The sequence below is a fragment of the Mesorhizobium sp. B2-3-11 genome (assembly GCF_006442215.1).
Taxonomy (GTDB): Bacteria; Pseudomonadota; Alphaproteobacteria; order Rhizobiales; family Rhizobiaceae; genus Mesorhizobium; species Mesorhizobium salmacidum.
The window spans coordinates 325,253-349,165 of record NZ_VFVS01000002.1; the positions used below are offsets into that span (position 1 = coordinate 325,253).

Genomic DNA, 23,913 nt, shown 5'->3' on the forward strand with positions numbered 1-23,913 from the left:
ACAGTTCTGTTGTGGCCTTACGGGCCTGTGGGCAGCTAGTCTTTCCTCCCCCTCGGCGGTGGCGCCGGCATGAAAACGCATACCGGCGCCTTAGGTAGCTAGGGCGGCTCTCGAGAACGTAAAGGTCGTCATGATTATCCGGCTAAAGGGATGATGAAATGCGGGTGGAGCAGCTGACGAGACCTGACCGCCTGTCACGGCAAGCGCATTGCGATGCGCACCGACCGCCAGGATGTCAGGCTCATATTGCTCAAGCCGAGCGTTCACTCGGCCTGATTGCTCACGACCCGAGCGCCGTCTCGACCAACCGCTTGGCGTCGGGCCCCGACCATTCGGCCGGACCGTTCATATGGGCGATCAGGCAGCCTTCGCCATCGATCAGCATAGTGACGGGCAAGCCGAGCGCCAGACCGCGCGCCTTGAGGTCGTTGAACAGCGTCATCGTCGAATCCCGGTAGTAGCCGAGCGTGTGCACACCGGTATCGGCGAGAAACTTCTTCGGCTTCACATCGTCGCCGGCATCGACGTTGACGGCGACGACCTGAAAGGCGTCGCTGCCTTTCTCCTTTTGCAGCGCGTCGAGCGCCGGCATTTCGGCACGGCATGGCGCGCACCATGTGGCCCACAGGTTGAGCAGCACCGTCTTGCCGGCATGGTCGGCGATCGTCATCGGCTTGCCGTCCGGGCCGTTGAAGGCGAGGCTCCTCATCGACTGCGGCGGATCGGCCGGCAAAAGTGCCGCGACCTCGCCGGTGGCCGCGGCCGCGATCTTCTTGGCGCGGTCGCTCTTGGCGGCGCAGGCGACGTCGTCCTTGCTGTCGCCCGCCGCCATTTGGGGCGCGGCGTTGTTGCCAGACCGGCTCTCGCTGACATATACCGCGACCGCGCCGGCCAGCGCTCCCGCCACCAGGGCGGCGAGGATCAGGCGCGGGGCCGGGAAAAATCTGTTTCCGTCTGCCATTTTCTCAAAACTGCTCCGAAGCACGGGTTTTATAGCCATGAGCGACAAAAAGACCAGCAACCAGATGTGGGGCGGACGATTTGCCTCGGGTCCGGCCGCGATCATGGAAGCGATCAACGCGTCGATCTCGTTCGACCGCAAACTCTATGCGCAGGACATAAGAGGCTCGATCGCCCATAGCGAGATGCTGGCGCAAACGGGCATTATTTCGGCGGCCGATCAAGAAAAAATCGCTCACGGACTGAACACGATCCTGAAAGAGATCGAAGCCGGCAGCTTTGAGTTTTCGACGCGGCTGGAAGACATCCACATGAACGTCGAGGCCCGCCTCGCCGACCTTATCGGGTCGGCGGCCGGCCGGCTGCACACTGCCCGCTCGCGCAACGACCAGGTGGCTGTCGATCTGCGGCTCTGGGTCAAGGACGAATGCTTTCGTGTCGCCGAGGCGTTGAGAGGCTTGATCATGGCCCTCCTGGCGCGAGCCGAGGAACATGCGGCGACCGTCATGCCGGGCTTCACCCATATGCAGGCCGCGCAGCCGGTAACCTTCGGCCATCACTGCATGGCCTATGTCGAGATGTTCGCGCGCGACCTGTCGCGCGTTCGCGACGCCATCGAACGCATGGACGAGAGCCCGCTCGGTGCCGCGGCCCTTGCCGGCACCAGCTTCCCGATCGACCGCCATCAGACCGCCAGGGCGCTCGGTTTCCGCGAGCCGATGCGCAATTCGCTGGACAGCGTCTCCGACCGCGATTTCGCGCTGGAGTTCCTGGCCATGGCCGCGATCTGCGCCACGCACCTGTCGCGGCTCGCGGAGGAGATCATCATCTGGTCGACGCCGCAATTCGGCTTCATCAGGCTGTCGGACAGCTTTTCCACCGGCTCCTCGATCATGCCGCAGAAAAAGAACCCCGACGCCGCCGAACTCGTGCGCGGCAAGACCGGCCGCGTCAACGGCCATCTGGTCGGCCTGCTGACGGTGATGAAGGGCATGCCTTTGACCTATGGCAAGGACATGCAGGAAGATAAGGAATCGGTGTTCGATGCCGCCGAGACGCTCGACCTGATGCTCGCCGCGATGACCGGCATGGTCTCGGACATGACGGTCAATGCCGCCGCGATGAAGAAGGCTGCCGGCTCCGGTTACGCCACCGCCACCGACCTCGCCGACTGGCTGGTGCGCAGTTTGGGCTTGCCGTTCCGCGAGGCGCATCATGTCACCGGCCGCGCGGTGGCGCTGGCCGAAGACAAAAAGGTTAGCCTGGAGAAGCTTTCGCTGGAGGATCTGCAATCGATCAACCCAGGCATCACGGCGGACATATTCTCGGTGCTGGCGGTGCAGAACTCGGTCAAAAGCCGCACCAGCTTCGGCGGCACCGCGCCATCGGAAGTGCGGAAGCAGATACGCGCCTGGAAAAAGCGCATCGCCAAGGCGTGATGCCGGATATTGCGACCAGCAATATCCCAATATTGCGATGAGCAATATCCGGGGTGCAATGCGCTGAGAACTCGGCTAAAAGCGGCGGCTGGCAAACGTTTCGGACGGATGGATCGATGACCGGAAGCAGGATTTTGGTAACGCTGACGCTGCTTGCGGCGCTTGCCTTCGTGACCGCCTGCGGCCGCAAGGCCGGTCTCGACACGCCCTACGAGGCGGCCGTCCAGGCACGCAAGGATGCCGAGAAGGCCCACCAGCCCGTGCCGCCGGAACCGGAAAAACCGGTCGTGGACAAGAAGTTCATCCTCGACCCGCTGATCTAGCTCCGATGAAGGCGGGATTGGTCTTTCCAAACCCGATCGCATCGTGCCTCAACTTCCGGAACCACTCTCGTGAACCATTTCGACTACCGCGACGGCGTGCTGCATGCCGAGGACGTGGCAATCCCTGATATCGCCGCGCAGGTCGGCACGCCGTTCTACTGCTATTCGACGGCGACCTTGAGCAGGCACTACCGTGTCTTCGTCAAGGCCTTTGCCGGGCTCGACACGCTGGTCTGCTACGCCATGAAGGCCAATTCCAACCAGGCGGTGCTGCGGACCCTGGCCAAGCTCGGCGCCGGCGCCGACGTGGTCTCGGAAGGCGAATTGCGCCGGGCACTGGCGGCCGGCGTCCCGCCCAGCAAAATCCTGTTCTCCGGTGTCGGCAAGACGGCGCGTGAAATGGACTTTGCGCTCGAAGCCGGCATTCTCTGCTTCAACGTCGAATCCGAGCCGGAACTCGAACTCCTGTCGGCCCGCGCCTCGGCTCTCGGCAAGATGGCGCCGGTCTCGCTGCGCATCAATCCCGATGTCGACGCCAGGACCCACAAGAAGATCTCAACCGGCAAGGCCGAGAACAAGTTCGGCATTCCGTGGCAGCGGGCGCGCCAGGTCTACGCCCGCGCGGCAACGCTTCCCGGCATCAAGATCACCGGCATCGATACCCATATCGGCAGCCAGATCACAGAACTGCAGCCTTTCGACGACGCCTTCGCCCTGCTGGTCGACCTGGTCGGCGCGCTGCGAGGCGACGGCCACGCCATCGAGCATATCGACCTCGGCGGCGGCCTCGGGATTCCCTACCGCGTCGACAACAACCCGCCCCCCTTGCCCGACGCCTATGCCCAGATCGTCCGCAAGCATGTCACCAAGTTGGGTCTGAAGGTGATGTTCGAGCCAGGCCGATTGATCGTCGGCAATGCCGGCATCCTGGTCTCGGAAGTGATTTTCGTGAAGGAAGGCGACGCCAAGAACTTCCTCGTCGTCGACGCCGCCATGAACGACCTGATCCGGCCGACGCTCTACGACGCCTTCCACGAGATCAAGCCGGTCGTGCAGCCGCCCGCCGACACGCCGCGCATGACGGTCGACGTGGTCGGCCAGGTCTGCGAGACCGGTGACTATCTCGGGCTCGATCGCGACCTGCCCCGGCTGAAGGCGGGCGATCTGGTCGCCGTTTCCACCGCCGGCGCCTATGGCGCGGTCCAGGCCGGCACCTACAACACCCGCCTGCTGGTGCCGGAGGTGCTGGTCGACGGCGACCGTTTCCACGTCGTGCGTCCGCGACTGACCTATGAGGAGCTGATCGGGCTGGATTCGGTGCCAGACTGGCTTGCATAAAAGCCGCCTGGCCGCGACGCTATAGCCGGTTCTGGATGAGCGCCCTTGCGTTGGCGATCCTGTCCTCGTCGCGGCGGTAGAAGGTCCATTGTTTGATGCGCTTGGTTCTGAGCAGGCCGGCCTGGGTAAGCACACGCATATGCTCGGAAAGCGTTGCCTGCGTGATGCCGAGCTTCTCGGCAATCAGCAGCGCGCAGACGCCGTCCTCGACCAGATCGCCATCCGCCTGTGCCCGGAAATGCGCACGCGGATCCTTGAGCCAGTCGAGAATCTGCAGCCTGCGTCCGTTGGCGATCGCCTTGAAGACATCAACCTCTTGCATTTAGGCATTTTGCCAAGTTACTAATTATTGTCAATCCCGAGGAGATCTTGATGTCGCAGGACAACACCATCACACGCGAACGCATCGCCGCGATGGAACCGCGCATCCGCCCCTATATCAGGCACACGCCGGTGCTGCGCGTCGACATGGCCGACTTCGACCGGCCGCCATTGGCGGTCGACCTCAAGCTCGAATGCCTGCAGCATTCCGGCTCGTTCAAGGCGCGCGGCGCCTTCACCAACCTTTTGGAGCGGCCGGTTCCCGAGGCCGGCGTCGTCGCCGCATCGGGCGGCAATCATGGCGCCGCTGTCGCCTACGCCGCCATGCGGCTTGGCCACAAGGCGACCATCTTCGTTCCCGAAGTGAGCCCGCAGGCCAAGCTCGACCGCATTCGCGGCTATGGCGCCGACCTCGTCGTCGGCGGCGCCCGTTATGCCGAGGCGCTGGCCGCCAGCGAACGTTTCGCCGAGGAAACCGGCGCCCTGCAGATCCATGCCTTCAACCAGGAAGAAACGCTGATCGGCCAGGGCACTCTCGGGATCGAGATCGAAAACGATCTGGCTGAGATCGACACGCTGCTGGTCGCCGTCGGCGGTGGCGGCCTGATCGGCGGTGTCGCCGCCTGGTACGCCGGCCGCATCCGCATCGTCGCCGTCGAGCCCGAGGGCGCGCCGACGCTTCATCGCGCCTTCGAGGCCGGCCATCCGGTCGACGCGCCGGCCGAAGGCATCGCCGCCGATTCGCTGGCGCCGAAGCGCGTCGGCGAAATGATGTTCCCGATCGCCGAAGCCTTCGTCGAACGCTCCATCCTGGTCAGCGACGACGACATCATCGCCGCCCAGAAGGCGCTCTGGAACAGCGTGCGCATCATCTCGGAACCAGGTGGTGCGGCCGCCTTCGCCGCGATCCTGTCCGGCCGCTACGCGCCGGCGCCGGGCGAACGGATCGCCGTGCTGGTCTGTGGCGCCAACGCGAACCCCGCCAATTTCTGATTGCAACCATTTCGGCAGGCTTCACGTTTTCTCAAACTGCCTCGCCTTTGCCGTGTTTGCTGGTATTCTTCGAGTCGTGAGGCTGGGCTATCCCGCCCCGCCTCGCTGCATGATCCCCGAGAGTGGGTCCGGTTTTCGGAACAGATCATGCTCAAAGAGATAGAGCCCCATTCCGGTCCTTTCAGGCGGAACAGGCTCTGGGAAGGGCCGATGACGCAACGACCCATCTTCAGCAACGATCGCGGCCTGGCCGGACGCCTTGCCTTGAGCCGGATGGCGACGCGCGTCGCGATGACCGTCGAGCGCGGCTGGCCGCTGCTGCTCCCGCTCATTGTTGTTGCCAGCCTGTTCCTCAATGTCTCCTGGTTCGGTATTTTCCCCCGGCTGCCGGATGCGGCACGCATCGGCCTTATCGCCGTTTTCGGCCTGGCGGGGCTGGCTGCGCTCTATCCGCTGCGCTTTTTCCGCATGCCTGGTGCTGCCGAGGTCGATCGTCGCATCGAGGCCGCCAACAGATTGCTGCACAGCCCGGTACAGGTGCAGAGCGACCGGCCCAGCGGCCAGGAAAGCAGTTTCTCGCAGGCTCTCTGGCGCGAGCACCAGAAGCGCATGGCGGGAAAGCTCGACAGTCTCGGCGCCGACCTGCCGCGCACGCGCGTGCCGGAGCGCGACCCCTGGGGACTTCGCGCCGTGGCGGCGCTCCTGCTGGTCACCGCCTTCGCCTTCTCTTTCGGGCCGACCGGCGGCAGGATAGCAGACGGTTTCAGCGCACACGGCACACTCGACACCGTGCCGCCGCGCATCGACGCCTGGGTGACGCCGCCGGCCTATACCGGCAAGCCGCCGATCTTCTTGACCGCTGATGCCAACCAGGCGACGCCGACCTTCACCATTCCGGAAGGCAGCGATGTCTCGCTGCGTGTGACCGGTGGATCGGGCGAGGAAACGCTTGCCTATGCCGACAAGGATGGCAACGCGCGCGCTATCGACCCGCAAGCCGTCGCCAAGCCGGCGGCAAGCCCGGCGGTGCCAGCCCCCGCCTCATCCTCGACGATACGCCAGTTCATCGGCAAGCTGACTGGCGACGGCACGCTGACGCTGAAGTCGGGCGACGACCAGCTTGCCCGCTGGGCCTTTGCCGTGCTGCCGGACAAGCCGCCGCAGATCCGCTTCGTCGGCGAGCCCAAGCGCGCCGCCAACGGCGCCTTCGAGCTCAACTACCAGATCGACGACGACTACGGCGCCGCCACCGCCAAGGCGGTGTTCGCGCTGGCCGATCCGCAGGCGCCAGATGCGCATCCGCTCTATGGTCCGCCTGACATGCCGCTGACGCTGCCGCGCCGCGGCGGCAAGGCGAATGCCGCCCGCACCACGAAGGATCTGACCGAGCATGTCTGGGCCGGCGGCAGCATCAAGCTGACGCTGGTCGCCACCGACGATGCCGGACACACCGCGTCCAGCGAAACCAAGACGCTGGTGATGCCCGAGCGGCCGTTCGCCAACCCGCTGGCGCGCGCCGTGATCGAACAGCGCCGCCTGCTCGCACTCGACGCCAATGCCAAGCCGCACGTGCTCGACCTGATGGACGCCATCACGCTGCGGCCCGAAGACACGTTCGACAACATGTCCCACTACCTCGCCATCATGAGCGCGATGAGCCGGCTGAAACTGGCCGGCAACGACGATCAGCTGCGCAGCGAGGTCGCTTATCTCTGGGAGATCGCGCTCGGCATCGAGGAGGGCAACCTCTCGGCCGCCGAAAAGCGGCTGCGCCAAGCGCAGCAGGCGCTGCAGGACGCCATCAAGAACGGCGCCAGCGACGCCGAGATCGAGAAGGCGATGAAGGAACTACGCGAGGCTATGAACCAGTTCCTGCAGGAATTCGCCGAACGCGCCAAGCAGAACCCGAACGCGCCGCAAATGCAGCAGAACGGCCAGGAACTGCGCCAGAGCGATATCGACCGTATGATGGACCAGATCGAGAACCTGGCCAAGTCGGGCGATCGCGACAAGGCGCAGCAATTGCTGTCGCAGCTGCAGGACATGATGAACAACCTCCAGGCCGGCCGCCAGCAGCAAGGCGGTGAGCAGGACAGCCAGATGCGCCAGCAGATGGACAAGCTCGGCGAGATCCTGCGGCGCCAGCAGGAGATGATGAACGACACGTTCCGCATGGACCAGATGCAGCGCGGCGAGCGCCAGCGTGGCGAGAACCGCGACGAGCAGCTTGGCCAGGGCGGTGGCGAGGACCAGGACAAGCCAGGCGTTGGGCAGGACCGCGATCCGCTTGCCAGGCCGAAGCCGATGACGCCGCAGGAATTCGCCGATGCGCTGAAGCAGTTGCAGGAAGGCCAAGGCCAGCTGAAGAGCGATCTCGAGCAGCTGAAGAAGGCCCTCGAAGGCATGGGCATGGAGCCCAATGAAGGATTTGGCGAGGCCGGCAAGTCCATGGGCAGCGCCGAGCAGGCGCTTGGCGAGGGCCAGGGCGACGAAGCGGTCGGCCACCAGGGCCGGGCACTCGAGGCGCTGCGCAAGGGCGCCAAGGACATGATGAAGCAGATGCAGGCCATGCAGGGCGACCAGGGCGGCAGCCAGCAAGGCGGTCGTCAGCAGGACGCCGACCGCGACCCGCTCGGCCGGCCGCGCGCCAGCCAGGGTCCTGATTTCGGCGATTCGGTGAAAGTGCCCGACGAGATCGACGTGCAGCGCGCCCGCCAGATCCTGGAAGCGATCCGCAAGCGGCTCGGCAACGCGCTCAGCCCGGACATCGAGCGCAGCTATCTGGAACGGCTGCTGGAGCTGAAATAGGGAATTACTGTCCGACCTCCACCCCACCCGAAAGCCCTATCGAATGGCTGCAACACCATGCCAAAACTCGGTGCGACTACCCCCATCCTGCGCATCTTCGACATCGCCAAGGCGCATGAATTCTATCTCGGCTTTCTCGGTTTCGAAGTGCAGTTCGAACACCGCTTCGACGACAACGCGCCGCTCTACACAGGCGTTTCCCGCGACGGCTGCATCTTGCATCTGAGCGAACATCATGGCGACGGCGCGCCGGGCTCTCACATCCGGATCGAGACGGCGGACATCGCGGGCTGCACCATGAGTTGCCAAGCCGGGGCTGGAGCAGACGCCTTGGAAGACGAAGGAGATCACGGCCGCCGACCCGTTCGGCAACCGCCTGACCTTCTATGAGGATGTGAGAGACTGACCTTGCCCGTTGGAGAACGCCTCGCGGATAGCCTCTTGCATGCCGTCGATCGCCTCGCCGGAGGCATTCGGGTTGCGGTGCATCACCACATTCGAGGAATCGATATCGCCAAAGCCGTCCGCGGATGTCAGTTCGCGACAGCCGGCCGGAATGTTGCTGCGTGAGATCGGCGCAATCGCCAGCCCCGAGGTGACGGCGAGCTTGAGGCCGCCGGTGGTGTCGCTGGTATAGGCGACACGATAGGCAAGACCGCGCTGCTCAAGTGATTTGACGGCAAAATCCTTGCACCAGCCGGCCCGGTTGTAGAGCGCGATCGGCACCGGCCGTTCCTCGTGCATGTAATGCAGGGCCGATGTCACCCACACCGTCGGATCGTGCATCAGCACCTCGCCGCCTGACGGGTCCTGCCATTCGAACACCACGCAGAGATCGAGTTCGCCGGCGGCGAGCGCTGCCATCTGGGCGCCTGAATGCGCATAGCGCACGGTGACCTCGACCTGTGTGTGGCGTTTCGAAAAAGCGCCGAGCGCGCGCGACAGGATGGCGTGGCCATATTCCTCCGGAATACCGATGCGCACCGGCCCGCCCAGCGGCGCCGCCGCCATTGACGCCGCCGTCTCGTCGAGTAGCGCGACGATGCGGCGGGCATTGACGATAAGTTCGCCGCCACGCCGCGTCAGCGCGACGCCACGTGAACCGCGCTCGAACAGGCTGTCGCCGACCAGCTCTTCGAGCTTCTTCATCTGCATCGATACGGCCGACTGCGTGCGGCCGGCCTGCTCGGCGGCCCTCGTGAAATTGCCGGCCTCGGCGATGGCGACAAAGGTGCGCAGGAGATCGCTGTCGAGGGTTGGCCGCATCGCATCCGTCATAAGAAAAGTTGATTGCTGGTATCATTCCAATTCGTTTGCAACATGTCAAACACCGGGCGATAGTCGCCTCACCCATTGGATATGCGGCCGCGAAATCGGCAGCGGACCAATCAAAGAGTCCTCACTCGTGCCCGCTGCCCGAAAACGGTGGCGGGTTCTTTTTGATCTGGAGAGGGTCGCCGGATCGGATGCGCGGGAGCCTGAACGCGGATGCAGAATAGGATGGTGCGCGGCATCCTGAGCCTGTGCCTGGGCGTGCTGGTCTTCTCGCTGCAGGACCCGCTCGTCAAAGCCGTGTCGAGCGGCTACCCGGTGAGCGAGGTGATGGCGATCCGCTCGATCATCGCCCTGCCGATCCTGATCCTTCTCGTCCATGCCGATGTCGGGCTCCGTGCTATCCTGTCGCGGCGCTTCGGCATGCTGACCATGCGCGCCTTCATCCAGTTCACGTCCTACACCGTCTATTACCTGGCCATCGCCGCCCTACCGCTGGCCGACGCCGTGGCGCTCTATTTCATGGCGCCGCTCTGCATCATGGCGATGGCCGGCCCCTATCTTGGCGAGCGCGTTTCCTGGCAGACGCTGGCAACCGTGCTGATCGGCATGCTTGGCGTCCTGGTGATGCTGCGCCCCGGCGCCGGACTGTTCGACTGGGCGGCCTTGCTGTCGCTGGGCTCGGCCGTGCTCTACGGATTTTCGCAATTGATGGCCCGCAAGATCGGCGACACCGAATCCTCCACCGTGATGGCCTTCTACCAGAACGGCGCCTATCTGACCGGCGCGGCCGTGGTCGCCGGCACGTTCCACCTCGCCGGCATAAACCACGCCGTCCACCCGAGCCTCGAATTCCTGGTGCGGCCGTGGATCTGGCCGACACTGCCGGATTTCCTCAAGATGGCGGCGTGCGGTTTCGTCGCCTCGGCCGGCATGATCCTGCTCTCGCAGGGGTACCGGCTGGCGCCGGCCAACCGCGTCGCCACTTTCGAATATACCGGCATCCTGTGGTCGCCGCTGTGGGGTTTCCTGTTCTTCGCCGAGGTACCACGCTCGACGACCATGATCGGCGCGGCGCTCATCATCGGCGCCGGCCTGCTGGCGCTCAACACCGACCGGCGGACCAGCCCAGCGCCGGCGCTTGTCGCCAGGGATCCGGCCTGATCAGGCGAAGCAGATCAGCGCCCGTTCGACACGCGAACGGATCTCGGCCAGCGTGAAGGGCTTTTGCACGACATCGAGGATAATGCCGTTCAATTCCTCGGCGCGCTCGCGCTGGTCGGCATAGCCGGTCATCAGCATGATCTTCATCGCCGGGAAAAGCGCTGCGGCCGCAACCGCCATCTCGATGCCATCCATCTCCGGCATACGGATGTCGGAGACGACGAGATCATAACCGCCATGCGCGGCCTTGATCAACGCCAGACCTTGCGCGCCGTCGGCGGCGATATCGATTGCATGGCCGGCGCGTTCGAGCGCGCGGGCTGCGAGGGTGCGGACGGACTCATCGTCCTCGACGATCAGAAGCTTTGCCATGGCCGGCATATTTGCCGGGCAAAAGTTGACTTTTCCTGAAAGCGGAACCGGTCTGCAAGTCTTTTTGGAAGCCGCTCAAACGTCGCCCTTGACGACGCCTACGAACGGCAGTTCGCGGAAAGCATGCGAGACATCCATGCCGTAGCCGACGACGAAATAATCGGGGCAATCGAAGCCGACATAGTCGGCATTGAGCGCGGTCTGGCGGCGCATGCGCTTGTCGAGCAGCACGGCGATGGAACAGCTCTTCGCGCCACGCGACAGCATCAGGTCGCGGGTGAAGCTCAGCGTCTTGCCCGATTCCAGAATGTCGTCGATCAACAGCACGTCGCGGCCGGCAACCTCGTTGTCGATGTCGCGCAGCACCCTCACCTCGCCGCTGGTGGTGCCGGCGCCATAGCTGGAGATGAAGATAAACTCGACTTCCGGCGACAGGCCGACATCGTGCATGGCCCGGATCAGGTCGGCGGCGAAGATGAACGAGCCCTTCAGCACCGAAATCACCAGCAGATCGTGATAGTCGTGCCCGGCGATCTCCTTGGCGAGTTCGAGATTGCGCCGCGCGATCGCCGATGCCGAAAACAGGACTTCGATGTCCTTGCCGCGTACGATGGGCATAGATGGTCTTCCCCGGTGATCGCCTACTCGGCGAAAGTAACCAAAACGGTTCTTACGCCGTTCTTAGGCACGTCGAGCCGGCTGGCAAAGCCGAATCTTTCGCCGGATGCCAGCAAGCGGCCGGATGTCCCCAACGTATAGCGGGTTGTGCGCCCGTCTTTGCCCGTCACCCGGATCTCGAGCGGCGGCAGGGTCGCGGGGCCCGTCCCGTCGTTCGCGGCCTCCCCATCGACGAACAGCACCGGGTTCGTGCCGGAGGCGTCGACACGTGACGAGACGCCTGAAATGGTCAGCGCCGACGCTTGCGCGCCGGCGAGGAACGGCGCCTGGCGCACCAGCGCATGGCCGCCGGACACCCAGAAGGCGGCAAGAGCAGCACCGACGCCGGCGATCCAGAAGATCGGCCCTCCACGTGATGCCGGCGGCCGTTTCGCTGGCGCTTCCGGCTTGCGCAGCATGTCCATGCCCTCGATGGGCGGGGGGACGATCGCACGCGGCGGTGGTGAATCGCTTTCCACCGCAGGAGCAAGGCGCGGCATCACTTCATAGTCGGCATCGATGATATCGGCCGCCGGACCGCGCACGATCCGGTCCGCCACGGCAATTGCCGGTGGATCGGTCATGATTTCGCCGGAAACCGGGCGCGCGGTTCGCTGGTCAGCCATCATGGCCCAGTATTGCACCTGTTCGCTTTTCGTTTCTTTTGCGTAAACACAAATGGTTAACGCTTCCCCACCGGAGCTGTCGTGACAAGCCGAAACAACCCAGGAATTAACCGCCGGTTAACCATGCCGGCCGATGGTCTTTTCGCAGAACAGGCCGGCTCGCCGCCGGCAGGAATTTCAGGTCGCCGAAATTGATTCGCTTCGAAAATGTCGGCCTCCGCTATGGCATGGGTCCGGAAATCCTCCGCGACATCTCCCTGCACATACCGGAGCGCTCCTTCCAGTTCCTGAGCGGGCCTTCGGGTGCCGGCAAGACGACGTTGCTGCGCCTTTTGTTCATGTCGCTGAAGCCGACACGTGGACTGATCACGATCTTCGGCAAGGACCGCTCGCGCATCTCACGCACCGAACTGCCGCACCTGCGGCGGCGCATCGGCGTGGTGTTCCAGGATTTTCGCCTGCTCGACCACATGACCACCTATGAGAATGTTGCTTTGCCATTGCGCGTGCGCGGGCGCGAGGAAGCGAGCTACCGCACCGATGTCACCGAACTGTTGAAATGGGTCGGGCTCGGCGAACGCATGCATGTGCTGCCGCCGGTTCTGTCAGGCGGCGAGAAGCAGCGCGCCGCGATCGCGCGCGCCCTGATCGAGCAGCCGGAGATCTTGCTGGCCGACGAGCCGACCGGCAATGTCGATCCGCCGCTGGCGCGGCGGCTGCTGCGGCTGTTCATCGAACTCAATCGCCTCGGCACCGCCGTGGTGATCGCGACCCACGATCTTGGCCTTATGGAACAGGTCGACGCGCGCCGCATGATCCTGGCCGGCGGAAGGCTTGATATCTATGACTGAGCTATCGGCTGACCATTTCGAGGAGCAGGATGCCGAGGCGGTCGAGGCAAGACCGCGCGCCCAGCGCAAGATGGCGCCGATCGTGCCCGCGCAGAACATTGCCGGCCGCGCCCTGGTGCTGGTCATCGCTATCATGACCTTCCTGTCCTGCCTGACCTTCGGCGCGGTGACGCTGGTGCGCGACACGGCCTCGGTTTGGGAAAACCAGATCTCGCGCGAGGCGACCATCCAGATCAAGCCGGCCGACGGCCTCGACATGGAGGCAGCGCTTAGCCAGGCCTCACAGATCGCCGGCGAATTCCCCGGCGTGAAATCGACCCGGATCATCGACCGCGAAGCGACCGCCAGGCTCTTGGAGCCCTGGCTGGGATCGGGCCTCAACATCGACGAACTGCCGGTGCCGCGGCTGATCATCGTCACCATCGACGAGAACAGTCCGCCGGACTTCGCCGCCATGCGCGCCGCGATCACGCCGAAGCTGCCGAGTGCATCGCTTGACGACCACCGCACCTGGGTCGACCGGCTGGTGGCCATGGCCCGCACCACGGTGACCATCGGCGTCGCTGTTCTGGCCCTGATGCTGTCGGCAACGGTGCTGACCGTGGTGTTCGCGACCCGTGGCGCCATGGACGGCAACGGCCACATCATCGAGGTGCTGCATTTCGTCGGCGCCGAAGCGCGCTTCATCGCGCGCGAATTCCGCCGGCATTTTCTGGTCACCGGCATGAAGGGCGCGGCCGCCGGCGGAGCCGCGGCGGTGCTCGTCTTCATCGCGTTTTCCTGGTGGTCGTCGCGCAATATGGCAACGCCGCAGGCCGATCAGGCGACCGCTTTGTTCGGCAACTTCGCCATCGGCTCCGCGGGTTACCTAGGTGTCGTCCTGATGGTGCTGGTGATTGGCGCGCTGACGGCGGCAACTTCGCACGCCACCGTCGTCGCCTATCTCAGCGACATCGACGTTCGCCAACCCGACGCATGAAAGGAATTCGTCTTGGCGTGGATGGAAAGACCGCGATCACGGATGGAGAATTCGCGTAACGCAAAGTGTGTCTTTTACCTATCAAAGGCCGCATTTCGGGATTAACCATATGGCTATGGACGTGCGGGACTCGACCGGGACGGCTGGACAGTTGCCAGTGGTGGTTGCCTGTTGGCACGGCCATCGCAGGATTAGCCATTTAAGGACCGCCCTGCGTCTTTCCGCTGTCTCCCTATTTGTGCTCGCAACAGTGTTCGCTGGCGGCTTCGGCTGGTTTGCCAGCAAGGTCAGCCATTTGACCACGCCCGCCAACCCGGCCAAAGCCGACGCCATCATTGTGCTGACCGGCGGCCAGTCGCGCCTCGACGCGGCGATGGAGTTGCTGGCTTCCGGCAAAGGGGAGCGGCTTTTGATCAGCGGCGTGCATCCCTCCGCCAGCCGTCGCCAACTCCAGGCGGCGACCGGCGGCGACAAGAAGCTGTTTTCCTGCTGCGTCGACATCGACCGCGCCGCGCTCGACACGATCGGCAATGCCGAGGAAAGCGCCAAATGGGTGGAAAACCACGCCTATGGCACGGTGATCCTGGTCACCAACAATTATCACATGCCGCGCAGCCTGCTGGAGATGGGCCGGCTGCTGCATGGCGCCAAGCTCGAACCCTACCCTGTGGTCAATTCCAACCTCGATAATGGCAATTGGCTGACCAAGCCGCGGGCGGTGCGCGTGCTGTTCACCGAATACACCAAATACCTACTGGCGCTGGCTCGCGGCATTATCCCGGTGAAGCCGACGCCCGACGGCATCGCGCTGGCCGAGACCGCCGCCGGCGGCTAAGCCCGTGTCATTGCTTGGCGGCAGCCCCTGAAACGCCCTTGAGGCGCGCGATCTCCTGCTCAAGGTCCTGGATGCGCCGGTCGCGCTCGCCAAGCGCCGCCGCCACATCAGCCGCCTCGAAGCGCTGCGGTATATGTTGCGGGCAATTGGCATCCCACGCCGAGACGGTGAACAGGATGACCTGGTCGGGACGCGCCTTGTAGTCCGGCGGCATCAGCCGCGCCGTCAACCCGGCGTCGTTTTCGACAACGCGTGCCGTGCCCCAGATCTTGATGCGCTGGCGCATCATGTAATCGATCAGGAACAGGAAGGCCCTCGGATTGTCGGCCAGATTGCCCTGCGTGATGAACTGCTTATTGCCGGAAAAATCCGCGAAGCCGATCGTCTTCTCGTCGAGCACCTTGAGAAATCCGGCAGGGCCGCCGCGGTGCTGGATGTAGGGCTGACCGTCGCCATTGGCCGTCGACAGGAAGACGCTGGTCTGCATTTCGATGAAGGCGGCGAGGTCCGGTGTGATCGCCGACTGCCAGCCGCCGCGCTCCTCGACGCGGGCGTAGGACTGACGCGAGCCCTTACGCGCCTGGATCGCCTTGACCGTCGGCGTGAAGGCGACATCGCTCGTAAAAGCGTGTGCGTTCATCGAAACCTCCTTGCATGAAACGTTTCTAAAGGCCGAGCTCCGACAACGTCGGATGGTCGTCCGGCCGCCGGCCGAGAGGCCAGCGATATTTGCGCTCGGCCTCGGCGATCGGCAGGTCGTTGATGCTGGCGATGCGCAGCCGCATCAGCCCGTGCTCGTCGAATTCCCAGTTCTCATTGCCGTAGCTGCGGAACCATGAGCCGCTGTCGTCGTGCCATTCATAGGCGAAGCGCACGGCGATGCGGTTGCTGTGGAAGGCCCAGACCTCCTTGATCAGCCGGTAGTCGAGTTCGCGTACCCATTTGCGCGTCAGGAACGCCTGGATCGCATCGCGGCCTTGTAGGAACTCGGCCCGGTTGCGCCAACGGCTGTCCGCCGTATAGGCGAGCGCCACCCGCGCAGGATCGCGCGAGTTCCAGGCATCCTCGGCCATGCGCGCTTTCTGTGCTGACGTCTCGGCGGTGAAGGGCGGAAGCGGCGGGCGGCTCTCAGACATAGGATTTCCTCTGCGGCATGACGGGTTGGGGCCGGCGGGCACCGTTCGCCCCTTTTCCGGATTCAGGCAGCATCGCGGGCGGAAACAACCGGAAAATCGATCTCCGTCTGGGCAACCTCGTTGATATAGTTGGTCCAGACGTTCAGGGCGACATGCTGGACGCTCTCGATGATCTCCCCGTCGTCATAGCCCGCGAGCCTGACAGCAGCGAGATCCTCCTGGCCGACATCCCCGCGGCTTTGCGCTACTCTGGCGGCAAAACGCACCGCCGCGGCTGCCTTGGGATCCGTGGAGCAGCCATGGCGGTTGGCGATCATCTCGGCGGCGTCGAGCCTTGCGAGTGTCTTGCCGAGATAGGTGTGGGCGGACAGACAGTAGTTGCAGCCATTGATCTCGGCGATCGCCAGTGCGATGCGCTCGCGCGTCTGCGCCGGCAGCCGGCCCTTGGCCAAGGCTCCCATCATGCCGAGATAGCTTTCCAGCGCGGCCGGACTGTTGGCGACCATCCGAAACAGGTTCGGGACGACACCAAGCTGTTTTTCCACAGCCTGCAGCATGGGCAGCGCGGCGGCGGGAGCGTTTGCGATGGACGAAGGCTTGGCAATGCGGGGCATGGAGATTGCCTTGTTGAGGTACCCCGCCTATATGCAGCCTTCCATCTTGCGGATGTAGATGCCATATTTGCAATCAACCCTTCCATTTTCTGGAAGAAATGATGGATCGTCTCGAAGCCATGTCCCTTTTTGTCGCGGCAGCGGAAGGCGGCAGCCTTTCCGCCGCCGCTCGCAGTTCGGACGTTCCGCTGGCAACGGTCAGCCGCAAGGTCTCCGATCTGGAGCGCCTCCTGAAGACACGCCTGTTGAACCGCTCGACGCGGCGGCTGACACTGACCGATGCGGGCCATGCCTATCTCGCTGCCTGCCGCCGCATTCTCGACGAGGTCGGAGACGCCGAACGCACCGCCGGCGGCGAATACAGCGCCCCGACAGGGGAACTGATCATCACCGCGCCGATCGTCTTCGGCCGCCTTCACGTGTTGCCGGTTGTCACCGAGTTCCTCGCCGCCTATCCGCTGGTGGATATCCGCCTCACGCTCGGCGACAGGATAAGCCAGTTGGCCGAAGACCATATCGACCTCGCCGTCCGCATCGGCAGGCTGCCGGATTCGCGGATGGTCGCCATCAGGGTCGGCTTGATCGGTCATGTTGTCTGCGCAAGCCCGGCCTATCTGGCCGGACACGGCATTCCTGGGACGCCGGGAGAGCTCGATACGCACAGCTGCATCACCTTCGAGGGCCTTGGCTCGCTTGCCACCTGGACCTTCACCGTGGACAAGGCTGATTTTGTCGTACCGGTCCGCTCAAGGCTTCGGGTCAACACCGCTGAGGCGGCGACCGATGCGGCGATCGCCGGGGTCGGGTTGACCCGGGTGCTTTCCTACCAGATCGTCGCCGCCGTACGATCAGGAACACTGCGCCCCGTGCTCAGGGATTTCGAACCCGAGCCTTGGCCGGTAAACCTGGTGCATGCGGGCCAGGGTCGGCTGCCGGTAAAATTGCGCGCCTTCCTCGACTTCGCCGCCCCACGCCTGAGGGAACGGCTGGCGCAGGCGACCTGGTAGCACGGGCAGTATCGCACCGTTTCCTTTTTCCCCGCGCTTGGTGTAACCAACGCACACTTCCTCACCGGACCTCCCCCATGCTTTATGTCAGATCGCTGGCGTTCAATTTCGTCTTCTACGTCAATCTGATCGTTCAGATGATCCTCTGGACCCCGTACTATTTCCTGTCGCCCCGCCACCGCGCCTGGTTCGTGCCGAAATTCTGGTCGCGCACCTCGATGTGGCTCTATGACAAGATCGCCGGAACGACAAACGACATCACCGGGCAGGAAAACCTGCCCGAGGGCTCCTTCATCCTGGCGCCCAAGCACCAATCGTTCTGGGACGCTATCGCCTTCTTTCCTTACCTCCAGGACCCGCTTTACATCCTGAAGCGCGAGCTGACCTGGATCCCGTTCTTCGGCTGGTATATCTTGAAGATGCGCATGATCCCGGTTGATCGCGGCAGCCGCTCCAAGGCGCTGAAGGCCGTGGTCGCAGCGACCAAGGAAGAGATGGCGCGCAACCCGCGCCAGTTGATCATCTATCCCGAGGGCACGCGCCGGGCGCCGGGCGACGAGCCGGCCTACAAATACGGCATCGTTGAAATCTACACCCAGCTGGGCGTTCCGGTGGTGCCGGTCGCCCATGTCGCCGGCCTCTATTGGCCGCGCCGCAAGTTCCTGCGCTATCCCGGGACCGTCAAGGCGCGCTTCCTGCCGCCCATACCGCCTGGTCTGGGCAAGGATGAGTTCATGGCGCGGCTGATCGGCGAGACCGAGGCTGCCTGTGACCAGCTTCTCGTCGAGGCATCGCGCGCCCCCAATCCGCCGGCCCTGCCGCCAACGGCGGTGAAGCGGCTTCGGGAGCTGGGCACGAAGGCCTGAAGGCTCTCCGGCCAGGCGTCAACCGTGCACCGCCAGCGCCGTGGTCAGCAGCAGCGTCGCGGCAAAAGCCAGATTGATGATCCGCGAGGCGACAGGCCGGCGCAGGAAGCGCGAGAACGCCGCACCGGCAAGAAGCCACACGGCGTGGATGACAACGATCATCACCGCGAGAACAGTCAGTTTCGTCCACAGCCGGAGCTCGGCATCGCCCGCGCTCGACGAAGCACCCGCGAACACGGCGGCGATCGCCACATACGCTTTCGGGTTGGCCACCGCGAGGAGAAAACCGGCCAGCCATGTCGGGCGCGACGCGTCGGCGGCGCGTACAGCCAATGGCGGGGCGGTGGCGATCTTGAAGGCGAGATAGAGGATGTAGGCCGCGGACGCGCCAACCAGCAACGGCGCGAGCTTCGGCATCGGCCCAAGCACTGCCATGACACTGGTCGCCACGACCAGCAGCACGGCGATCGTGCCCAGGACGATGCCGCCGGTGTAGCGCAGCGAATCGCGCAGGCCGAAGGCGGCGCCAACGGCGGTGACGCTTATCGTCGCCGGCCCCGGGCTACCCATGACCACGGTGGCGGCCAGCAACAGCGCAAGCAATTGGCGCCAAAGCTCCGGCTGCGAAACAAGCGATCCGGCCATCTGATCCTCCGCCCTGCACCCCGTGCGAAGGACGGTATGGCAAGGCATGAGGATCGTCTTGGACGTTTGTGCGCCCCGCGCTGCCGGCCGCCTCAGGCGCTGGCTTTGTCGAGTTCGGCCATGTCGTCCGCGCTCAATTTCAACGACACCGCCTTGATCAGGCTGTCCATCTGGCTCGGCTTGGTGGCGCTGGCGATCGGCGCGGTGACGCCTGGCCGCGCGATGGCCCAGGCAAGCGCCACTTCCGCCTGCTTGGCCGAATGCCTGGCGGATACGGCGTCGAGCGCCGCCAGAATGCGCATGCCGCGTGGATTCAGATAGCTGCCGACATCCTCCCCGCGCTCGCTCTGGCCGAGATCGGTTTCCGTGCGGTACTTGCCGCTGAGAAAACCCTTGGCCAGACTGAAATAGGTGATGACGCCGATATCCTCGGCCACGCAGAGGTCGCGTAGCGGGCCATCGAAGGAGGAGCGGTCGTAGAGATTGTATTCCGGCTGCAGCACCTCATAGCGTGGCAAGCCGCGCAGGCTTGCGACGTCAAGTGCCGCGCGCAACTGACCGGCATCGAGGTTAGAACAGCCGGCATAGCGGATCTTGCCCTTGGCGAGCAGTCTCTCATAGGCGCCGAGGGTTTCCTCATAGGGCGTGGTCGGATCCGGCCAGTGCGATAGATAAAGGTCGATGAATTCTGTCCGCAGCCGCTTCAGCGATGCGTCGACGGCCTTTTCGATATAGGCGGCCGACAGGTCCTTGTGGCCCTGCCCCATGTCCGAGCCGACCTTGGTGACCACCACGACCTTGTCGCGATTGCCACGATCCTTCATCCATTTGCCGATGATGGTTTCCGATTCGCCGCCCTTGTTGCCGGGAACCCAACGCGAATACGCGTCGGCCGTATCGATGGCATTGAGGCCCGCGCCGATGAAGCGGTCGAGCAGGTCGAAGGAGGTTTTCTCGTCAGCGGTCCAGCCGAAGACATTGCCGCCCAGAACCAGCGGCGCGATGGAAAGGTCGGTGCGACCGAGACGGCGTTTCTGCAAGACGGATCTCCGTGATGATTGGGACCGGGCGATGCCGCCCGCTGGCTGGGTTCGGAGCCTAACCTAGGTCCTGCCGCATCGAGGTCAAAGGCCTGGCCGCCTTTTTCCGCAGAGCCAGCGCTTCACGAAGTCGCTATCCGGCGCGCCACATCCTCCAGCCAGTGGTCGCGGATATCGAGCGCTTCTAGATGCTTCAGCGTGCTCAGCACATAATCCTCATTGTTGCCGGATCGGCCGACTGCGCCGCGCACCAGGGCCGCCGCATCCGCCGCATCCAGCGCCCCGGCATATTGCTCATGCCTGCGGTCGACGATGTAGGCCACGGCTTCAACCGCGGCGCCGCCGTCGAGGCGCACCTTGAGCGTGCGTTCGAGATAGACGCTTGTGACGAGCTCGCGCTCGCGTAGATACGCAATGACCTCGTCGCGCAATTCGCCAGGCACGCGGAAAGCACGGCCGACGCAGGAACCACCATGGTCGAGGCCAAGCACCAGTCCGGGCCGCTGACGCGTGCCGCGGTGCACGAAGGAATAGACGCAGAGCGAGCGGCGATAGCCATGCAGGTGGGCGCGTCGTGTCTCGACATGCGCGAAACCCGGCCGCCAGATCAGCGAACCGTAGCCGAACACCCAAAAATCGCCCATATCAACGCGCCTGATTGCAAAAAGAATGGCAACACCGCACCGGAAACCGGTGTTTTTTCCGCCCGTGTCCGTCTACCTATTCGTCTCTGTTCCCTGGTGTTGTCGGAATCGGGAATCCGTCCACACCATCCATGCGTTAACGAGAGCCAAAGCATGACGTCAAGTGACGAACGCCAACCGCGTAGCCGTCGCCGCCTGTGGTGGCTTGCCGCGTTCATCCTGGTGCTGTTCGCCATTTACAGCGCCGGCTGGTTCTATATGGCCGACAGGGTGAGGTCCGAGGCCGACAAGGCTGTTGCCACGCTCAACAAAAGCGGCATCCAGGCCGGCTGCGCCAATCTCCAGGTCGGTGGCTATCCCCTGAGCTTTGCCGTCTCTTGCGACAACCTCGCTTACGAGGACGATGCCAAGAACATCGCCGCCTCGGCCGGTAGTTTCAATGCCACCGCCCAGATCGTCCAACCCTTGTCGCCGGTTGCCAGTCTGCGCGGTCCGCTCCGGACCTCCGTCCCGGGCATGATGCCGCTCTGGATCGACTGGGACAATCTGCAGGCCAAAGTCAAACTGTGGTACCCGCTGCCGCGGCGTATATCGCTGCAGGCCGAGGGCCTGTCGGGCCAAACCGACCCGGCGGACGACACAGATCCGGTCGAACTATTCAGTGCCGGCAAGGCATCAGGCCAGTTGCAGCCGAATGGCGGGAATCTCGACTATGTCGGCAGCTTTGGCGATCTTGAGATCGATCCCGACGCGATCGGCGGGCGCGTGCTGCCGGCGCTCGATGCCAGCGGCGACGTGACACTGAAGAACGGCGTCGCGGTGATCGGCACGCAGGTGAAAAGCCTGCGCGGCCAGAGCATCGAAATCCGCACCCTCGATCTGTCGTCGGGAACGGCGCGTGTCACCGTTTCCGGGCCGCTTTCGGTCGATGCCGAGGGCCTGGTCGACGCCGATCTGATGATCAGGATCAAGGATCCCAAGGCCGTGGCATCCATTCTTGCCGGGGCTATACCCGAGCAGAAGAATGCGATCGAGCAGGGTTTTGGCGCCCTGGCGCTGCTTGGTAGCGAACCGTCGATGCCGCTGAAAGTGGTCAAGGGCAAGGCGTCGCTCGGCTTCATCCCGCTGGGCAAGATCAAGCCGGTGCAATAGTCCCGCCATGGCAAGACCCGTGAAGCTCCTGAGTGTCGGGGCGCTGACGCTGGATACGATCCTGCGTGTCGATGCATTGCCCCATCATCAGGGAAAGTTCATCGCCTCCGACGGCATCCAGATCGCCTCGGGCATGGCCACGAGCGCGGCCTGCGCCGCGCATCGTCTCGGCGCTGAGGTATCGCTATGGGCGAGCGCCGGCGACGATCCGGTCGGCGATCAGCTGATTGCGGGAATAGAGGCCGAGGGCGTTGATTGCAGCCATGTGCGCCGCGTCAGTGGTGCGCGCTCGGCGCTGGCCTCGATCCTGGTCGATGCGCATGGCGAGCGGATCATCGTGCCTTTCTACGACATACGCGCTCAGGCTGATCCCGACGCCTTGCCGTTCACCGACGTCACGGCATTCGATGCCGTTCTGGCCGACGTGCGCTGGCCGGGTGCCGCTGCCCTGGCCCTGAAGGCGGCGCGCGCCGCTGGCCGGCCGGCAATCCTCGATGCCGATACCGCGCCGCTTGCGGTGCTGGAACAATTATTGCCGCTGGCCTCGCACATCGTCGCCTCCGAACCGGCAGTCCGCATCATATGTGGCCACGCGCTGGATCTGGAGACCGCCTGCACCGACCTTGCCTCCCGCACCGATGCCTTCGTCGCGGTCACCGGCGGTGCGGCGGGAACCTGGTGGCTTGATCGAAGCGCTGGATCAGCCCGCCATGTCGAGGCACCGAGGATCCAGGCGGTCGACACGCTGGCCGCCGGCGATGTCTTTCATGGCGCCTTTGCCGTCGGACTGGCGGAAGCCATGCCGGTCGAACAGGCCTTGCGTCTCGCAAGCGCGGCCGCCGCGCTCAAATGTCTGCGCTTCGGCGGCAGGCTGGGCGCGCCGGATCGGGCGGAGACGCTCGCCATGATGGAAGCGACCTGGCCTGAAACAGCTTAGCTCTTTGCCGGGTGCTCGACCGCCTGGCGGCCGAAATCGGGCGCGTCGATATCCTGGCCGGCTTCGATGATCGAGCGGCGCACGGCGCGGGTACGGGTGAACAAGTCGAACAGCTTGTCGCCGTCCCCCCAGCGGATCGCGCGCTGCAGGAAGGCCAAATCCTCAGAGAACCGCGCCAGCATTTCCAGGATGGCATCCTTGTTGTGCAGGCACACGTCCCGCCACATGGTCGGATCGGAGGCGGCCAGACGCGTGAAATCGCGAAAACCGGAGGCGGAATATTTGATCACTTCCGTCTTGGTCACCGATTCCAGATCGTCGGCGGTGCCGACGATGTTGTAGGCGATGATGTGCGGCAGATGCGAGACGATGGCCAGCGTCATGTCGTGATGCTGCGGGTCCATCGTGTCGATGTTGGCGCCGCAGCGGCGCCAGAATTCCGAGAGCCTTTCCAACGCTTCCGGATCGGTGCCCGGTACCGGCGTGAAGATGCACCAGCGATTGTCGAACAGGTCGGCGAACCCGGCATCCGGGCCGGATTTTTCGGTGCCCGCTAGCGGGTGGCCGGGAATGAAATGGACGCCATCAGGCACATGCGGTTGCATCTGCGCGATGACCGACGCCTTGGTCGAGCCGACATCGGTGAGGACCGCCCCCTTTTTCAGCGCCGGCGCGATTTCCTGCGCCACCGCGCCGGACGAACCGACCGGCACCGAGACGATGATCAGATCGGCATCGTGGACCGCTTCCCTGGCAGCCGTGGTGTAGGAATCGCCGAGGCCCAGTTCTTCGGCTCGCTTGAGCGTTGCCGCGCTGCGGGTCGAGATGGCGACTTGGCGAGCCAAACCCTCGCGGCGAATGACGCGGGCGAGCGACGAACCGATCAGGCCAATGCCGACCAGTGCGATTTTTTCAAACATCGGAGATGCCATGG

General features: G+C 64.2%; 26 protein-coding genes and 1 pseudogene. 14 read left to right on the forward strand and 13 right to left on the reverse strand.

Annotation, left to right across the window (positions count from 1 at the left end; translation table 11 throughout):
- Positions 1-280: 280 nt before the first annotated feature.
- Entirely contained in the window at positions 281-961 is a 681-nt protein-coding gene (locus FJ960_RS05035; protein ID WP_140712254.1) for a TlpA disulfide reductase family protein, read from the reverse strand.
- A 37-nt stretch (positions 962-998) separates the two neighbouring features.
- On the opposite strand from FJ960_RS05035, the gene argH reads away from it, so the two are divergent.
- The 3 genes from argH (at position 999) to lysA (ending at position 4,060) form a co-directional block, all read left to right on the forward strand.
- On the forward strand, positions 999-2,399 hold the full coding sequence (gene argH, locus FJ960_RS05040) for an argininosuccinate lyase (protein WP_140712256.1): 1,401 nt from the start codon (positions 999-1,001) through the stop codon (positions 2,397-2,399).
- 116 nt (positions 2,400-2,515) lie between these two features.
- Positions 2,516-2,722, forward strand: coding sequence for a lipoprotein (locus FJ960_RS05045; protein ID WP_023770782.1), 207 nt, complete (start codon positions 2,516-2,518; stop codon positions 2,720-2,722).
- 69 nt (positions 2,723-2,791) lie between these two features.
- A complete protein-coding gene (gene lysA / locus FJ960_RS05050) occupies positions 2,792-4,060 on the forward strand; it encodes a diaminopimelate decarboxylase (RefSeq protein ID WP_140712258.1) in 1,269 nt (422 codons plus the stop codon).
- A gap of 19 nt (positions 4,061-4,079) precedes the next feature.
- Here lysA and FJ960_RS05055 read toward each other — a convergent pair whose 3' ends face one another.
- Positions 4,080-4,382 carry a metalloregulator ArsR/SmtB family transcription factor gene (locus FJ960_RS05055; protein ID WP_140503280.1) on the reverse strand — a complete coding sequence of 101 codons (303 nt, stop codon included), beginning with the start codon at positions 4,380-4,382 and terminating at the stop codon, positions 4,080-4,082.
- 50 nt (positions 4,383-4,432) lie between these two features.
- On the opposite strand from FJ960_RS05055, the gene FJ960_RS05060 reads away from it, so the two are divergent.
- The 3 genes and pseudogenes from FJ960_RS05060 to FJ960_RS05070 all read left to right on the forward strand — a co-directional run bounded on the left by FJ960_RS05060 (position 4,433) and on the right by FJ960_RS05070 (position 8,588).
- The gene (locus FJ960_RS05060) at positions 4,433-5,374 is read left to right on the forward strand and encodes a threonine/serine dehydratase (RefSeq protein WP_140712260.1); all 942 of its coding nucleotides are present in this window, start codon (positions 4,433-4,435) and stop codon (positions 5,372-5,374) included.
- 210 nt (positions 5,375-5,584) lie between these two features.
- Positions 5,585-8,182 (forward strand): TIGR02302 family protein, encoded by a 2,598-nt coding sequence (locus tag FJ960_RS05065; protein ID WP_140712262.1) that lies wholly within the window; start codon positions 5,585-5,587, stop codon positions 8,180-8,182.
- 57 nt (positions 8,183-8,239) lie between these two features.
- Positions 8,240-8,588, forward strand: a pseudogene (locus FJ960_RS05070) (glyoxalase superfamily protein).
- Here FJ960_RS05070 and FJ960_RS05075 read toward each other — a convergent pair.
- Positions 8,567-9,448, reverse strand: coding sequence for a LysR substrate-binding domain-containing protein (locus tag FJ960_RS05075; protein WP_140503287.1), 882 nt, complete (start codon positions 9,446-9,448; stop codon positions 8,567-8,569). The pseudogene FJ960_RS05070 and the gene FJ960_RS05075 overlap by 22 nt on opposite strands.
- 222 nt (positions 9,449-9,670) lie before the next feature.
- Here FJ960_RS05075 and FJ960_RS05080 point away from each other — a divergent pair, with 222 nt between their 5' ends.
- Positions 9,671-10,618 (forward strand): DMT family transporter, encoded by a 948-nt coding sequence (locus FJ960_RS05080; RefSeq protein WP_140712264.1) that lies wholly within the window; start codon positions 9,671-9,673, stop codon positions 10,616-10,618.
- Here the strand turns inward: FJ960_RS05080 and FJ960_RS05085 are convergent, their stop codons facing one another.
- The 3 genes from FJ960_RS05085 to FJ960_RS05095 form a co-directional block, all read right to left on the reverse strand.
- The gene (locus FJ960_RS05085; RefSeq protein WP_181174151.1) at positions 10,619-10,990 is read right to left on the reverse strand and encodes a response regulator; all 372 of its coding nucleotides are present in this window, start codon (positions 10,988-10,990) and stop codon (positions 10,619-10,621) included.
- 75 nt (positions 10,991-11,065) lie between these two features.
- A complete protein-coding gene (gene hpt / locus FJ960_RS05090) occupies positions 11,066-11,608 on the reverse strand; it encodes a hypoxanthine phosphoribosyltransferase (RefSeq protein ID WP_027143486.1) in 543 nt (180 codons plus the stop codon).
- A 23-nt stretch (positions 11,609-11,631) separates the two neighbouring features.
- Positions 11,632-12,276 (reverse strand): hypothetical protein, encoded by a 645-nt coding sequence (locus tag FJ960_RS05095; RefSeq protein ID WP_140712268.1) that lies wholly within the window; start codon positions 12,274-12,276, stop codon positions 11,632-11,634.
- Positions 12,277-12,464: 188 nt separating this feature from the next.
- Between FJ960_RS05095 and ftsE the strand changes: the two genes are divergently transcribed.
- The 3 genes from ftsE to FJ960_RS05110 all read left to right on the forward strand — a co-directional run bounded on the left by ftsE (position 12,465) and on the right by FJ960_RS05110 (position 14,938).
- On the forward strand, positions 12,465-13,124 hold the full coding sequence (gene ftsE / locus FJ960_RS05100; RefSeq protein WP_010911739.1) for a cell division ATP-binding protein FtsE: 660 nt from the start codon (positions 12,465-12,467) through the stop codon (positions 13,122-13,124).
- On the forward strand, positions 13,117-14,103 hold the full coding sequence (locus FJ960_RS05105) for an ABC transporter permease (protein ID WP_140712270.1): 987 nt from the start codon (positions 13,117-13,119) through the stop codon (positions 14,101-14,103). The genes ftsE and FJ960_RS05105 overlap by 8 nt, the downstream gene beginning before the upstream one ends.
- Positions 14,104-14,212: 109 nt before the next feature.
- Positions 14,213-14,938: a YdcF family protein gene (locus FJ960_RS05110; protein WP_140712272.1), complete on the forward strand. Its 726-nt coding sequence runs from the start codon at positions 14,213-14,215 to the stop codon at positions 14,936-14,938.
- Between the two features lie 7 nt (positions 14,939-14,945).
- Here FJ960_RS05110 and FJ960_RS05115 read toward each other — a convergent pair whose 3' ends face one another.
- From FJ960_RS05115 to FJ960_RS05125, 3 genes are all read right to left on the reverse strand, one after another.
- Positions 14,946-15,578: a pyridoxamine 5'-phosphate oxidase family protein gene (locus FJ960_RS05115; RefSeq protein WP_140712274.1), complete on the reverse strand. Its 633-nt coding sequence runs from the start codon at positions 15,576-15,578 to the stop codon at positions 14,946-14,948.
- A gap of 25 nt (positions 15,579-15,603) precedes the next feature.
- Positions 15,604-16,074, reverse strand: coding sequence for a DUF1348 family protein (locus FJ960_RS05120; protein WP_140503302.1), 471 nt, complete (start codon positions 16,072-16,074; stop codon positions 15,604-15,606).
- 62 nt (positions 16,075-16,136) lie between these two features.
- Positions 16,137-16,688, reverse strand: coding sequence for a peroxidase-related enzyme (locus FJ960_RS05125; protein WP_140712276.1), 552 nt, complete (start codon positions 16,686-16,688; stop codon positions 16,137-16,139).
- A 101-nt stretch (positions 16,689-16,789) separates the two neighbouring features.
- Between FJ960_RS05125 and FJ960_RS05130 the strand changes: the two genes are divergently transcribed.
- Together FJ960_RS05130 and FJ960_RS05135 are read left to right on the forward strand one after the other, a co-directional pair.
- Complete coding sequence (locus tag FJ960_RS05130; RefSeq protein WP_140712278.1) at positions 16,790-17,695, forward strand: LysR family transcriptional regulator; 906 nt, start codon at positions 16,790-16,792, stop codon at positions 17,693-17,695.
- Between the two features lie 77 nt (positions 17,696-17,772).
- Positions 17,773-18,561: a 1-acyl-sn-glycerol-3-phosphate acyltransferase gene (locus FJ960_RS05135; protein ID WP_140503306.1), complete on the forward strand. Its 789-nt coding sequence runs from the start codon at positions 17,773-17,775 to the stop codon at positions 18,559-18,561.
- A gap of 18 nt (positions 18,562-18,579) precedes the next feature.
- Here the strand turns inward: FJ960_RS05135 and FJ960_RS05140 are convergent, their stop codons facing one another.
- The 3 genes from FJ960_RS05140 to FJ960_RS05150 all read right to left on the reverse strand — a co-directional run bounded on the left by FJ960_RS05140 (position 18,580) and on the right by FJ960_RS05150 (position 20,890).
- On the reverse strand, positions 18,580-19,206 hold the full coding sequence (locus tag FJ960_RS05140; RefSeq protein WP_140712280.1) for a LysE family translocator: 627 nt from the start codon (positions 19,204-19,206) through the stop codon (positions 18,580-18,582).
- Between the two features lie 92 nt (positions 19,207-19,298).
- Positions 19,299-20,246: an aldo/keto reductase gene (locus FJ960_RS05145; RefSeq protein ID WP_140712282.1), complete on the reverse strand. Its 948-nt coding sequence runs from the start codon at positions 20,244-20,246 to the stop codon at positions 19,299-19,301.
- Positions 20,247-20,368: 122 nt separating this feature from the next.
- Positions 20,369-20,890, reverse strand: coding sequence for a gamma-glutamylcyclotransferase (locus FJ960_RS05150; RefSeq protein WP_140712284.1), 522 nt, complete (start codon positions 20,888-20,890; stop codon positions 20,369-20,371).
- A gap of 153 nt (positions 20,891-21,043) precedes the next feature.
- Between FJ960_RS05150 and FJ960_RS05155 the strand changes: the two genes are divergently transcribed.
- On the forward strand, positions 21,044-22,042 hold the full coding sequence (locus tag FJ960_RS05155) for a DUF2125 domain-containing protein (RefSeq protein WP_140712286.1): 999 nt from the start codon (positions 21,044-21,046) through the stop codon (positions 22,040-22,042).
- A gap of 7 nt (positions 22,043-22,049) precedes the next feature.
- Positions 22,050-22,979, forward strand: coding sequence for a sugar kinase (locus tag FJ960_RS05160; protein WP_140712288.1), 930 nt, complete (start codon positions 22,050-22,052; stop codon positions 22,977-22,979).
- On the opposite strand, the gene FJ960_RS05165 is transcribed toward FJ960_RS05160, so the two are convergent.
- Complete coding sequence (locus tag FJ960_RS05165) at positions 22,976-23,911, reverse strand: prephenate/arogenate dehydrogenase family protein (protein ID WP_181166620.1); 936 nt, start codon at positions 23,909-23,911, stop codon at positions 22,976-22,978. The two genes, FJ960_RS05160 and FJ960_RS05165, sit on opposite strands and share 4 nt — an antisense overlap.
- Positions 23,912-23,913 lie beyond the last annotated feature (2 nt).